The organism is Actinoplanes sp. NPDC023936 (assembly GCF_040639325.1).
In the GTDB taxonomy this organism is placed as follows: Bacteria; Actinomycetota; Actinomycetes; order Mycobacteriales; family Micromonosporaceae; genus Actinoplanes.
Genome location: NZ_JBEZZR010000016.1, coordinates 1 through 12,801 on the forward strand (window position 1 = coordinate 1; position 12,801 = coordinate 12,801).

Annotated in this window: 7 protein-coding genes; 3 read left to right on the plus strand and 4 right to left on the minus strand. The window is 71.6% G+C overall.

Annotated elements, in window-relative coordinates; all coding sequences use genetic code 11:
• Nucleotides 1–254 precede the first annotated feature (254 nt).
• Nucleotides 255–1,829, plus strand: a complete 1,575-nt coding sequence (fxsT, locus tag AB0F72_RS21395) for an FxSxx-COOH system tetratricopeptide repeat protein (protein WP_360433942.1) — start codon at nt 255–257, stop codon at nt 1,827–1,829.
• 309 nt (nt 1,830–2,138) lie between these two features.
• Here fxsT and AB0F72_RS21400 read toward each other — a convergent pair whose 3' ends face one another.
• A complete protein-coding gene (locus tag AB0F72_RS21400; RefSeq protein ID WP_360433945.1) occupies nt 2,139–3,848 on the minus strand; it encodes a sigma-70 family RNA polymerase sigma factor in 1,710 nt (569 codons plus the stop codon).
• 22 nt (nt 3,849–3,870) lie between these two features.
• Nucleotides 3,871–6,339: an Ig-like domain-containing protein gene (locus AB0F72_RS21405; protein ID WP_360433948.1), complete on the minus strand. Its 2,469-nt coding sequence runs from the start codon at nt 6,337–6,339 to the stop codon at nt 3,871–3,873.
• A 319-nt stretch (nt 6,340–6,658) separates the two neighbouring features.
• Here AB0F72_RS21405 and AB0F72_RS21410 point away from each other — a divergent pair, with 319 nt between their 5' ends.
• Complete coding sequence (locus tag AB0F72_RS21410; protein ID WP_360433950.1) at nt 6,659–7,681, plus strand: glycoside hydrolase family 11 protein; 1,023 nt, start codon at nt 6,659–6,661, stop codon at nt 7,679–7,681.
• Between the two features lie 458 nt (nt 7,682–8,139).
• Nucleotides 8,140–10,782: a tetratricopeptide repeat protein gene (locus AB0F72_RS21415; protein ID WP_360433953.1), complete on the plus strand. Its 2,643-nt coding sequence runs from the start codon at nt 8,140–8,142 to the stop codon at nt 10,780–10,782.
• A 12-nt stretch (nt 10,783–10,794) separates the two neighbouring features.
• On the opposite strand, the gene AB0F72_RS21420 is transcribed toward AB0F72_RS21415, so the two are convergent.
• Both AB0F72_RS21420 and AB0F72_RS21425 read right to left on the minus strand, forming a co-directional pair.
• Nucleotides 10,795–11,571 carry an NPP1 family protein gene (locus tag AB0F72_RS21420; protein ID WP_360433956.1) on the minus strand — a complete coding sequence of 259 codons (777 nt, stop codon included), beginning with the start codon at nt 11,569–11,571 and terminating at the stop codon, nt 10,795–10,797.
• Between the two features lie 99 nt (nt 11,572–11,670).
• Complete coding sequence (locus tag AB0F72_RS21425; protein ID WP_360433959.1) at nt 11,671–12,756, minus strand: helix-turn-helix domain-containing protein; 1,086 nt, start codon at nt 12,754–12,756, stop codon at nt 11,671–11,673.
• Nucleotides 12,757–12,801 lie beyond the last annotated feature (45 nt).

The following is a 12,801-nucleotide window of genomic DNA, read 5'->3' on the forward strand; positions in this document are numbered from 1 at the left end:
CAAGCCCAACTCCTCGCCCTACTCAACATCGATCCCACCCGACCACGATGGCTATAACGGCAGTCCACAACCATGTGCGAAGTCCACGTCTAGCCATCATGGAGTCTTGCTTCGGTCCCGACCACCCGGTGGTCGTGGACGCCCGGAACGGACTGGCGTCGATCCGACGGTGATCGATCGTGGCCATCCCGGCAGGAGCGGCTTCACCCGTTGGGCGTATCGACGAGGGTGACTCGTGTGGAACTGTTGGTGAGGTGACGATCGAGGGCGCGTCGACGGAGTGGGACTTCTTCGTCTCGTACACGCAAGCTGATCGCTCCTGGGCTGAATGGATCGCGTGGGAGCTGGAGGAGAGCGGGCACCGGGTGCTCGTGCAGGCGTGGGACTTCGTGCCGGGCACCAGTTGGGTGCAGGGCATGCAGAACGGCGTCACCCGCGCGGCCCGGATGATCGCGGTGCTGTCGGAGGCCTACCTCACGTCGGTGTACGGGCAGGCCGAGTGGCAGGCGGTGTGGGGGACCGACCCGTCGGGGGACGGCCGGAAGCTGCTCACGGTCCGGGTCGAGGACTGTGCGCGGCCGGGACTGCTCGGGCCCGTGGTCGGGATCGACGTGTTCGGCGTCGCGGAGGCCACGGCGCGGAGCCGTCTGCGGGCGATGGTCTCGCGGGCCGTCGCCGGGCGGGCCAAGGCCGGTGAGAAGCCGCCGTTCCCGGTGTCGCAGCGGGCGATCCCGCACGGCGCCCGGTTCCCGGGAGCGTTGCCGCAGGTGTGGAACGTGGCGGCCCGGAACCCGAACTTCACCGGCCGCGCGTCCGCTCTGACGGCGCTTTCGGAGGAGCTCGCCACGGCCGGGACGATGACCGTGACCTCGGTGCGGGGCATGGGCGGCGTCGGCAAGACACAGCTCGCCAACGAGTACGCGCACCGGCACGCCACCGATTACGACCTGGTGTGGTGGATCGCGGCCGAGGAGCCGGCGCTGATCCCCGACCAGTTCGCCCGGCTCGCCGCCGCGCTCGGGATGGAGGCCGGGCAGGACGCCACCACGGTACGGCTTGAGGTTCACGAGCGGCTTCGAGACGTACCCGGATGGCTGTTGATCTTTGATAATGCCGACACCGTGGACGATATCCGGGTGTGGCTGCCGCCGGCCCTGCTGCCGCCGGGGGTGCCGGGGCATGTGCTGGTGACGACGCGCCGGGACGGGTTCGCCGCGCTCGGCGGGGTCTACGACCTGGATGTCGTCGACGAGGCGGAGGCGGTGCAGATCCTGCGGGCGCGGGTGCCGCAGATCGAGGATGAGGCGGCCGGGCAGATCGCGGAGGAGCTGGGGCGGCTGCCGCTGGCCTTGGAGCAGGCGTCGGCCTACATCACCCGGTCGCAGCTGCCGCCGGGGGAGTATCTGAGCCTGTTGCGGACCCGGGCGCAGGAACTGTACGGCCGGGGCCGGGTCGCGTCCCGCGCGGACACGGTCGCGACGCTGTGGACGCTGAGCTTCGACCGGGTCGCGGAGGACGAGCCGGCGGCGCTGCAGTTGCTCGCCATCTGTGCCTATCTGGCGCCGGTGCCGATTCCGCTCGATCTGTTCACCGGGCATCCGGATCGGCTTCCCGAGCCGCTGGCCGGGAAGGTGGGCGATCCGCTGGAGTTCACCGACGTGCTGGCCATCATCGTGGATTACTCCCTGGCCAAGCGTGAGCCGGAGGGGTTGGTGCTGCATCGGCTGGTGCAGGGGGCGTTGCGGTTGCGGTACCCGGCGGCGGTCTTCGCGAAGCCGGGTGAGGATCATCAGGAGCAACCGGCGGCCGGGCAGGACATGACCGCCTGATGGACATGCCCGATTTCAATCCGGTGGCGGTGGCCTTGGGCCTGCTCAGGGCCGACGCTCCGAAGGAGATCATGGGTGCGCCTGAGGCATGGCCGCGGTGGGACGTCCTTCTACCTCATGTGTTGGCGGCTACCGAGTATGTCAGCGAGAGTGGGCATGGCTCGGTTCCAGGCATCGAAGGTGCGGAGACTGCGCAGGACTGTGCGAGTCTGTTGAACTCTGCCGCTACCTATCTCCAGGTGTATGGGCGGCCCGGTGAGGCGCGCCCTCTGGCGGAACGAGCCCTGGCCATCGACGAGGCGCTCTTCGTCATTCGGCGAGTGGCGTGCGCGCCAGGAAAGAGCCGTCGGTACGGAACGGGGCGGAGCCGTCGGACTGGTCCACCCACAGCTCGTCGCCGCGGTGCCGCAGGAACCAGCCGGGATAATTCGACGCCTCCAGGCGCAGGGAACCGGCTATCTCGCCGGGCTGCGGGCAGAACGTGGCGTCCCCCCGGAACAGCGGCGTGTCCTCGGCCCCGTCCGCGCGCACCCGCCACGACGCGTGGCGCAGGTAGCGTCCGTCGGACACCCGGAACGAGAAGCACTCCGCGTCGGCCAGCCCGGCGACCACCTCGAACGTCGCCTGCCGCCGTGCCGTGACGGTGTTGCCGGGGCCGACAGCGGTGAGCACACCGAGGTCCCCGGCGACGGTGGCGTAGCGTCCGGACGAGTTCGCCGACTCCAGTGACACGGCGCCGAGCCGCAGCAGCGCGCCACCACCGGACGGCGCGGGCACGCCGGCCGGCGATGTGGACGCGGTGCCAGGCGTCGTGGGCGCGCCGGCACCCGGTGTCACGGAAAAGCCGGCACCCGGTGTCCCGGAGGAGCCGGCCTGAGGCGTCACGGAGGAGCCGGTGCCCGCTGAGGCGAACGTGCCCCTCCCCGGCGTGGTGGCCGGCGCCGGAATCGCGATGGTCGCCGGGTCGCCGCCCGGCGGCCGGTTCAGCGCGACCGCGCCGGCGGTCGCGGCGACCGTCAGGGCTCCCGCCGCGACAGTGGCCACCACCGGATGGGCCGCCGCCAGCGGCAGGAGCTGCCCGAACACCCCGGCTTTACCCGCCGCAGCGGCCCCGCCGGACAGAGCCGCGGCGTTGCCGGACAGAGCCGCGGCGTTGCCGGACACAGCCCCAGAAGTGCCCGACAATGCCCCGGCACTGCCAGCCAACGCCGCAGCCCCACCCCCTGCCGCACCACCACCAGTGCCGTGCGCCAGGATCGCCGCGGCCACCCCGGCCGGCACCGGTAGCAGCACCACGCTCGGCAGCAGCCGCTCCACCGCCACCAGCTCACCGGCAGCCCGCCCGCAGACCGCACACCCGCGCACGTGCCGCCCCAGGCGCTTACGCCATCGCGGGCTCCGCACCCCGTCCCAGCCCACCAGCTCCGCGTCCAGCCGCGAACACCGGGGACGAACGTCCAGCGCCCCTTCGAGAGTCCGGCCCAGATCGAGCTGCGCCCGCATCCGCTGAATCCGGACACCCGCGTGAATCACCGAGATCCCCAGGGCCCCGGCCAGCTCGGCACGCGACAGCCGTCCGGCCACCTCGAGCCACCACAGCGACAGCAGCTCCCGGTCGCCCGGATCGAGCCAGAGCCCGGCCCGCCGCGCCTGGCGGCGCTGCGCGGACAACTCCACGCGCAGCTGGGTGACGCCCTCGAAGGCCGCGTCCGCCACCGGCAGGGCCTCGTCGAGCGGCGCGGTCAGCCCGGCCGACCGGTCCGCCCGCCGCTGGGCGGTGCCGACCTGGCGTACCGCGATCGCCGCGAGCCAGGAACGGAAGCTCTCCGGCGTCCGCAGCGACCCGAGCTGCCGCACCGCGCGCAGCATGATGTCCTGCACGACGTCGTCGACGTCGGGGTGATCGTCCAGGCCTTGCCGCACGATCGCGTAGACCATCGGCAGGTGCGCCGACACGAGGTCGTCCAGGGCGCCGCGATCGCCGGCTTGAGCGGCCCGGACCAAGCCGGCTGCTCGCATACCCGAGAAATATAGAGCGACGTCAGGGTCGCGGCGTCAGAAGGGTGATCCGGTTCGCCCCGAGCTCGGTCACGTAGAGGTTGCCGGTCGCCAGATCCTCGGTGACGTCCAGCGGCTGGCTGAAACCGGTCAGGCCGGGCAGCCCGGTGACCCGGTTGCTGAGCGCGCCCGACGGCGCCACGTCGAAGGTCTGGATGTCCTGCCCGGCGGAGTAGCGCACCACCAGGAGCTTGCCGTCCAGGGCGCCACCGAACGCGGCGCCCCGATACTCGATCACCCCGTTGGCGGAGGCGTGCAGACCGGCGTCGTACGTGCCGGCCAGGTCGAAGCCGGGGTCCGGCCGGGTGCCCGCCGGGTAGGCCGGCACCTCGAACGGGTCGGCCGCGGACGTCGGGTTCCCGCCGGCCAGGACCCATTCGCAGCGCGCCGGGTTGGGATGGCCGTAGTAGCGGCCGGGCTTCACGTCGAAGACGTAGTCGGTCTCGGCGGTGGGCACCCCGGTCAGCGCGGGCACCGCCGGTCCGGTGTAGCCGCGCCGGGCACAGGCGGCGGGCAGCGGCGCCGGGGTCGCCGGGGTGTTGCCGCCGGCCGCGGAGCCGTTGGTCGGGGCGTAGAGATGGCCGTTGCGGTGCCAGACCAGGTCGTAGGCGTTGCGCACCCCGGTGGCGTACGGGGTGAGCGGCGCGCCGGTGGCGTAGGGGTCGTAGGTGCCGCCGCCCGACGTCCGCACGTCCAGCGGCAGCGTGGCCGGCAACCGGGCGAGGTCGAGCCGCAGGATCGCCGCGCTGAGCAGCTGTTCCGGACGGTTTCCCCAGGTGGAGTCGGGGGCGCCCATGGCGTTGTTGGCGCCCTGGCTCAGGTAGACCGCGCCGTCCGGCCCGAACGCGAGCGAGTTGGTCTCGTGGTCCTTCACCGAGCGCGGCAGACCGGTCACCACCGGCGTGTAGGTGCTGTAGCCGGGTCCGCTGAGCCGGCCGACGCGACCCGACCAGTCGGGCACGTTCAGCGGTCCGACGTACTGATAGTTGTCGGTCACCCACAGGTCCGACGACCCCGGGGCGAAAGCCATTCCGATCACGGTACGGGCGGGAGCGCCGGGCAGCCCGAGAGCGGCGGCGTTGTCCCGTACCGCGGTGATGATCGCCGGAGTGCCGAGCGTGCCGTTCGCGTTGATCGGGAAGCGGAAGATCCGCCCGTCCAGGGTGCCCGCCCAGAGCCGCCCGTCCGGGCCGGTGACCACGGTGGTGAACGCGGCGCCGGTGGCCACGCCGACGGTCTTGCCGAACGCGATCGGCCCGCCGGTCCCGCCGCCGCTGCCGGTGGTGAAGACGATCGAGTACGGGGCGAACGCCCGCCCGGTCACGTCCCGCACACCGCTGGTCAGCGTGAAGCGGTAGGCCGTGTTCGCGGCGAGCGGAGCCGTGGGGGAGAGGTTGACGACGTCCCCGCCGCCACTGGTGATCACGGTGGCCGGGACCGGCGTCGCGTCGCTGAGCCGGGTCAGCGTCACCGTCGACGCTGTCAGCGACGACGCGGCCACTCCGCCGCCGGGCAGGACCAGATCCTCGACCACACTGGACGTGGTGGGGACGGCGGTCGCCAGATTCGGGGGCGTGCTCACCCGTACCCCCGGAATGCTGCCCCACGCGGGCACCGAGACGATGTCGATGTAGTTGAACTTGGTGTTGGTCCCGCCGGACGGCGTCAGCGTCAGCTTGCCGTCGGTGACGCGAACCGTCCGGGTCGCGGTGGCGTGCCGCGCGGCGGCCGTCGGCACGAAGGCCGCGATCGCGTTCTGGTCCTCGACGTTCGCCCAGTGCACGCTGTTCAGTGCCGTTCCCGCGTCACCCACGGTGACGGTCACCGTGTAGAGGCCGGCCGGCACCGCGGCCTCCCACGCGCCCGGCGTCGGCGTCCCGGCCGAGCCGGCCGGAAGCTGCGCGTGCATCAGCGTGGCGAGACGGACGTCGTTCTGTCCGGCTGCGGGATTCCGGTTGCGGCCGTTTCCGGTCAGATCCACGGGGGTACGCCCGCCGAGGTCCACCCACCCGTATCCGCGATTCCCGGTGTACGCCTCCCCGGAGTCCCGCACGTATCCGGCCGGTGGAGCCGTCGCCGGATCCGAGAAATTGACCTTCCGCGTGAAGGCCGCCGGGGTGGCCGTGACCGTGTTCGACTGACCTTGCGCGTCCCGGATCTGGTAGCTGTAGGCCGTGCCGTTGGCCACGCCGGTGTCCAGATAGGACGTCTTGTCGGTGCTGGCCAGGACGGCGCCGTTACGCACGATCTGGAAACCGCCGGAGCTGCCGGTCCAGGTCAGCGCCACCTGCCGGTCACTCGCGGTGGCGGTCAGCGCGGCCGGCGCGGCGGAGCTGGCCGGCTGGAAGTTGATCGCGGCGACGGGCGTGACGGCGGCCCGGGCCGGTGTGGCCGGCACGAGCGCGGCGAGAGGCAGGAGGGCGACGGCGACTGTCCGAACTCGACGGAGCATGACGACAAGGTGACACACCGTACCCGTATCGAGGTTGTCGGATATCCGTCGCCGAGACCGCCGAAAGTTTCGGAGGCGGCTTTCCGATTGTTTCGGAGCCTCCGCTGTGGTGCTCATTCCGCCGGTGGCATCCCGCTCGAAGAGCAGCTGCTGGCCACGGCTTTCGACGTCGTCGCCGAGCGAAGATCAACTTCGATATTTCCGAAAGATGTCCGGAAGTTGTTGACAGGATGACGCGCGCCGGGCCACGATCGCGCAATGACCGGCCTCGATGGCTGATTCCCCGCCAGCCCATCCCCGTCAGGGAGGAACCGCTCACATGACCCCAGAACTCGCCCACCGCAAACCCGGGCGGCGCAACCGCATCCGCCTGTTCACCGCGGCCGCCTGCGCCGCCGTGATGGCGCTCGCCGGCCTGGCTTTCACCGGCGTCGCGCACGCCGAGGCGGACCGGACCGTCAGCTCCAACACCACCGGCACCCACAACGGCTACTACTTCTCGTTCTGGAAGGACAGCGGCGACGCGAGCATGACGCTGCTCGCCGACGGGCGGTACACCAGCCGCTGGAACAACAGCACGAACAACTGGGTCGGCGGCAAGGGCTGGGCCACCGGCACGCGCCGGACGGTGACCTACTCGGGCACCTACAACCCGGGCAACAACAACACCTACCTGGCCCTGTACGGATGGACCCGCAACCCGCTGATCGAGTACTACGTCGTCGAGAACTTCGGCAGCTACAACCCGAGCAGCGGCGCGCAGCGGCTGGGCACCGTCACCACCGACGGCGGCACCTACGACATCCTGCGCAGCCAACGGGTCAACCAGCCCTCGATCGACGGCATCCAGACGTTCTACCAGTACTGGAGCGTCCGCCAGCAGAAGCGCTCCAGCGGCACGATCACCACCGCGAACCACTTCGACGCCTGGGCGCGGGCCGGCCTGAACCTGGGCACCAACCACAGCTACCAGGTGATGGCGACCGAGGGTTACCAGAGCAGCGGCAGCTCGGACATCACCGTCCGCGAGGGCACCGGCCCGACGAACCCGACCAGCCCGACCCCCGGCAACCCCGGCAGCAACTGCACCGCGGTGCTCTCCGCGGGGCAGCAGTTCGGTGACCGGTTCAACCTCAACGTCGCGGTCAGCGGCACCAGCAGCTGGACCGTCACGCTCAACCTGAACGGCGGCCAGAGCATCCAGAACAGCTGGAACGCCAGCGTGACGGGTACGAGCGGGAGCGTCACCGCCCGGCCGAACGGCAACGGCAACAACTTCGGCGTGACGATCATGGCGAACGGCAACTGGACCTGGCCGACGGTCACCTGCCGGACCAGTTAGCCGGCGCCGGCGCGTTGGCCGGCACCTACGCGTTGGCCGGCACCTACGCGTTGGCCGGTGCGGTGCACCCGGTCCCGTCGCGGGAACGGGTGCACCGTCGCTGGGCCGGTCATCGGGGTCAGGGCCGGCTGAACAGGGCGAGCAGGGCGTTCAGGATCGCGGACAGCGCCCCGGCGCCCGGGTTCTGGTCGAGCAGGCGGGCGACCGGCCACGATCGTCACCCCGCGTGCCGCCATCCGGGGTAAAGCCGGCGCTTTCCGGAAAGTCGCGGACGCCCCATGCCCCACAGGATGACGCGAAGCGCGAACGCTCCACCGTCGCGGTGACCCATCGTCACGTGTGCGGTGCGGCTCACGGCAGCCACCGAGAATTGACTGCCCATTAGTCGCCGGCTGATGCAAGCGCGAAGAAAGACCCGATTGCTGTCGATCTCCACGGTCTCGATAATCGGTCCAACGATGCGAACCCGGACCTCACCGCCCACCCTGATCGTCATCCTCACCGCTGCCGTCCTTCTCCCCGCCGCGGTCAACGTGGCGACCGGCGCCCTGCCCGACGACTGGCGCCCCTGGCTCTGGCTGGCCTGGCCGCTCGCCGCCGCCCTCGCCGTCCCGGTCGTGATCGCCGAGCTGCGCCGGTCGAAGCGGCCGGTGATCGACACGACCGAGACGCCGGCTGAGACCGGCGTCGCCGACACGACGTGGAACATGCCGCAGCCGCTGCCCACGTTCCGCGAGCGTGAGTCGATCCTGGACGACATCGCGCGGTTCGTGGCGAAGAACGACGGTCCGGTCGTCCTCACCGGCATGGCGGGCGTCGGCAAGACGCAGATCGCCGCGCGATACGCGGCACGGCACCGGCAGGAGTTCGAGATCGGCTGGTGGGTGCCGGCGGACACCCGGGTCGCGATGATCGCCTCGCTCGCGCAGCTGGCGGACCGGCTCCGCGTCGGCGACGAGGACCAGGAGGAAGCCGCCCGCAAGGCGTTGCGCAGCCTCGAGAGCCGGGGGCGCTGGCTGCTCGTCTTCGACAACGTCACCGAGGAGCGCGACCTGACCGGGCTGGTCCCGGCCGGGGTCGGCCATGTGCTGATGACCTCACGGGACCCCAACCAGCAGCGGCTCGGCACGGTCATCGAGGTGCCGACGTTCGACGACGCGACGGCCGTGCGCTTCCTGGTGGAGCGGACCGGCAGCGCCGACCGGGACGCCGCCGCCGAGCTGGCCGCGGAGCTCGGCGGGCTGCCGCTGGCACTGGAGCAGGCGGCGGCGTACTGCACGAGCGCGGTCGTCACCCTCGCCGACTACCTGCCCCGGTACCGGGAGGACCACGACCACCTGCTGCGGATGGGGCTGCCGGACGACCGGCTCACCGCCGGGGCCACCCTGGCGCTCGCCATCCGGCAGGCCGCCCATCGCGACCGGGCGGCGATCCAGCTGTTGCGACTCTGCTCGTTCCTGGCGTCGAGCACCGGCATCCCGCGCTGGCTCTACGACTCGCACCCGGAGCTGCTGCCGTCGCCGCTCGGCGCCACGGCGGCGAAGCGGCTCGACCTCGACCGGGCCATCACGGTGCTCGTCACGCTCTCCCTGGTGCAGCGGGAGGGCTGGATGCTCCGGATCCACCCGGTGGTCCAGGACGTCACCCGCGACCAGCTCTCCGAGGACGACCGCGGCGGGACGCTCAACCGGGCCATGCAGAGCTGGCTCCCGCTCGCCGGCACCGACCACGCCGGCGGCCGCGAGCGGTGGATCCTGCTCAGCGCGGAGGTGATCGGCGCCGCGCTGCCCGCCGACCCGGCCGACGCGGCGGGCTGGGACCGGTGGGTGGTGGCGCTGCCGCACGCCCTGCGCGTCCTGCGGCACGCGGACGGCATCGTGGCCGGTCCGACCGCCGCGCTGCGCCACCGGATCGGCGCCTACCTGCTGCACCGTGCCGAGTTCGCGCTCGCCACCGACATGCTCGAGGCGGCCATCACCGAACTGACCGAGGTGCGCGGCGCCGGCCATCCGGACACGCTGACCGCCCGCAACGACCGGGCCCGGGTGCTCGTCGAGGTGGGCAGGCTCGCCGACGGCGCGGCCGCGCACGAGGAGGTGAGCGCGGCCCGGCTGCGCGCCCTCGGCCCCGAGCACCGCGACACGCTGATCTCGATGAACAACGTGGCCTTCGCCTGGGCCCGGCTGGGCCGCCTGGACGACGCGCGGGCGCTGCACGAGCGGACCCTGCGGATCCGGCAGCGCGTGGTCGGCCCGGAGCATCCGGACACGCTGATCTCGATGGGCAATCTCGCGCTGGTGCTCGCCGAGCAGGGCCGGTTCGCCCGGGCCCGGGAACTCCACGAGCACAGTCTGGAGATGCGCCGCGCGGTGCTCGGCGACAAGCATCCCGTGGTCCTCGAATCGGCCAACAACCTGGCGATCGTGGTGAGCGACATGGGCGATCTGGATCTGGCACGCCACCTTCACGAGCAAACCCTTGCGGTACGCCGTGACCTGCTCGGCGAGCACCATCCGGACACCCTGATGTCGGTCAACAACCTGGCGTTCGTGCTGGCGCGGCAGGGTGACCTGGACGCGGCTCGGGAGCTGCACGAGCAGACCCTCGCCGCGCGCCGCCGGGTCTCCGGGCCGGAGCACCCGCACACGCTGATCACGATGAACAACCTGGCGCTGGTGCTCGCCGCTCAGGGACGGTGGGCCGAGGCGGAAGCACTGCACCGGGAGACGCTCGCGGTGCGGCAGCGGATCCTCGGGCCGGAGCACCCGTACTGCCTGCACTCGCAGAACAACCTCGCGATCGTCCTGGCCGCCCGTGGCCACCTGACGGACGCCGCCCGGATGGCCGAGGAGACCTTGGGGGTACGGCGGCGGCTGCTCGGCCCGGACCACCCGCACACCCTCAACTCGATGAACAACCTGGCCCTGATCCGCGCCGCGCAGGGAGAGCTGGACCAGGCACGGGACCTGGTCACCCGTACCCTCGAAGTGCGCCGCAGGCTGCTCGGCCCGGACCACCCGGACACCCGGCGCTCTCGGCAGAACCTGGACCGGCTGGAGGCCGCGGGGGTCACCGCCGATCTGATCGCCGAGCCGACGTGATCGACGCGCCCGTCACGCGTACGGATTGAAGGGGATCGCGGCCGGCTTGGCCGCGCTGAGCAGGCTTTCGAACGAGCCGTCCTTGATCTTGATGGTGGCCGCGCCGAAGTCGGCCGTCATCAGCCTGGTGCGCAGCTCGGCGCTGGGCCAGCCGTTCCAGCCGACGAGCGGCGGGTAACGCCAGTTGTGGTAGTGGTTCTCCGGCGGCTCGTCGCCCGCGGAGGCGAGCCGGAAGAAGTGCGTGGACGCGCCGTCCTTGTGGTAGACGACCTCGGGGTGGCTGCCGTCGAAGCGCACCTGCGACCGGGTGTAGGTCTTCTGCGAGCCGTGCTGCGTCGTGCTCACGTATTCGACCTGGTTGGAGGCCTGGTTGACCCAGGAGACGACGTGTTCCCAGTCGTGCCGGTGTCCGCCGAGCCCGCTGCCGGCGACGGCCTGATCCTTCTCGAAGTAACTGGCGTAGACGATCGCGCACCAGCCGCTGTCGCACTTCGACCGGGCATAGGTCTGTGAGTTGTCCAGATCGGACTGGTCGCGGCAGCTGCCGTTGACCGCGCCGGTGGTCTTGAGCCCGCCGTTGAGCGTGCCGTCCGGGCCGATCGCCGGCGTCGCGTAGCAGCCGTCGGTGTCGTAGTCGTAGGCCGGGGAGAACGACTGCTCGTACCCGCCCGCGTTCTGCGGGAGGTTCGGCGGCGGCGCGGCGAAGGCCGGGGTGGCCGAGGCCGCGAGGAGGAGGACGGCGAGGCCGGTGGTGGCCCCGATCCGGGCAAGGGGGCGGCTGCGACGCATAAGTCGTCGACCCTTCGTGTCATCACGCCATCGGGGCTGGCGGCTCGCAGCGATCCTCACTCGAAGAATAGGAAACGGTCAATAGACGCGAAGGGAAGATCAGGCGAAGCGCCGACGGTACGAACTCGGCGTCGTCGCGTAGGCCGCGGCGAACCGCTGCCGGAACGTCACCACGCTCGCGAAACCGCACTCCGCGGCGACCTGCTCGACCGGCAGCGCGGTCGTCTCCAGCAGGGTGCGGGCGCGGTCCAGTCGCCGGGAGAGCAGCCAGTGCGCCGGTGTCGTCCCGGTGGCGCGGCGGAAGTGCCGGGAGAAGTTGCGCGGGCTCATCCGGGCCTGCTCGGCGAGCTGCTCGACGTGTAATGGGCGGCGCAGGTTCGCCAGGGCCCAGGAGGTGGCCCGGCCGATCGGGTCGGTGTCGTCGGCGGCCGGCACCGGGGTTTCGATGTACTGCGCCTGGTCGCCCTCCCGGTGCGGGGCGATGACCAGGCGCCGGGCGACGGAGGCCGCGGCGGCCGCGCCGAGCCGCCGGCGGACCAGGTGCAGGCAGGCGTCCAGCCCGGACGCGGTGCCGGCCGAGGTGAGCACGTCGCCGTGGTCGATGTAGAGCGCCGACGGATCGACGGTCACCGACGGGTGGTCGTCGGCGAGCCGGCGGGTGGCCGCCCAGTGGGTGGCGGCGGTGCGCCCGAGCAGGATGCCGCTGGCCACCACCGGGTACGCCCCGAGGCAGAGCCCGACCACGACGGTGCCCCGTGCGTGCGCCGCCCGGATCAGCTCGGTGAACTCCTCGCCGGGGGCGGGCAGGTGATCCGGCCAGGACGGGATGACCAGGATGTCCGCGTCGTCGACGGCCTCGGCGCCGGCGAGCAGGCTCAGCGCGACGCCCTCGGCGGTGGTGACCGGCTCGCCTCCGGTGCTCCACACGACGGTGTGCCAGCCGGGGCCGGGTCCGGGCTCGGCGGCCTCGTTTCCGTGCTGGATGGCCTCGTTCGCGTGCTTGGCAGCCTCGTTTCCGTGCTCGATGGCCTCGTCTGCGTGCTTGATGGCCTCGTTTGCGTGCCCGATGGCCTCGTTTCCGTGCTTGGCGGCCTCGTTGAAGACGAGCAGCGGCGTCGCGAGATGGAACATGCTCATCCCGGCGAAGGCGTGGATCGCGATCCGCACAGCTTGTCTCGATTCCATCGGTAGGCGGCTTCTCTGCCACTCACGGTACCGCCCGATGCCGTC

What these genes read in the sequence shown, in the direction of transcription:
- AB0F72_RS21400 (WP_360433945.1), bottom strand. Translation starts at nt 3,848, where the DNA reads ATGCGAGCAGCCGGCTTGGTCCGGGCCGCTCAAGCCGGCGATCGCGGC.
- AB0F72_RS21405 (WP_360433948.1), bottom strand. Translation starts at nt 6,339, where the DNA reads ATGCTCCGTCGAGTTCGGACAGTCGCCGTCGCCCTCCTGCCTCTCGCC.
- AB0F72_RS21410 (WP_360433950.1), top strand. Translation starts at nt 6,659, where the DNA reads ATGACCCCAGAACTCGCCCACCGCAAACCCGGGCGGCGCAACCGCATC.
- AB0F72_RS21415 (WP_360433953.1), top strand. Translation starts at nt 8,140, where the DNA reads ATGCGAACCCGGACCTCACCGCCCACCCTGATCGTCATCCTCACCGCT.
- AB0F72_RS21420 (WP_360433956.1), bottom strand. Translation starts at nt 11,571, where the DNA reads ATGCGTCGCAGCCGCCCCCTTGCCCGGATCGGGGCCACCACCGGCCTC.
- AB0F72_RS21425 (WP_360433959.1), bottom strand. Translation starts at nt 12,756, where the DNA reads ATGGAATCGAGACAAGCTGTGCGGATCGCGATCCACGCCTTCGCCGGG.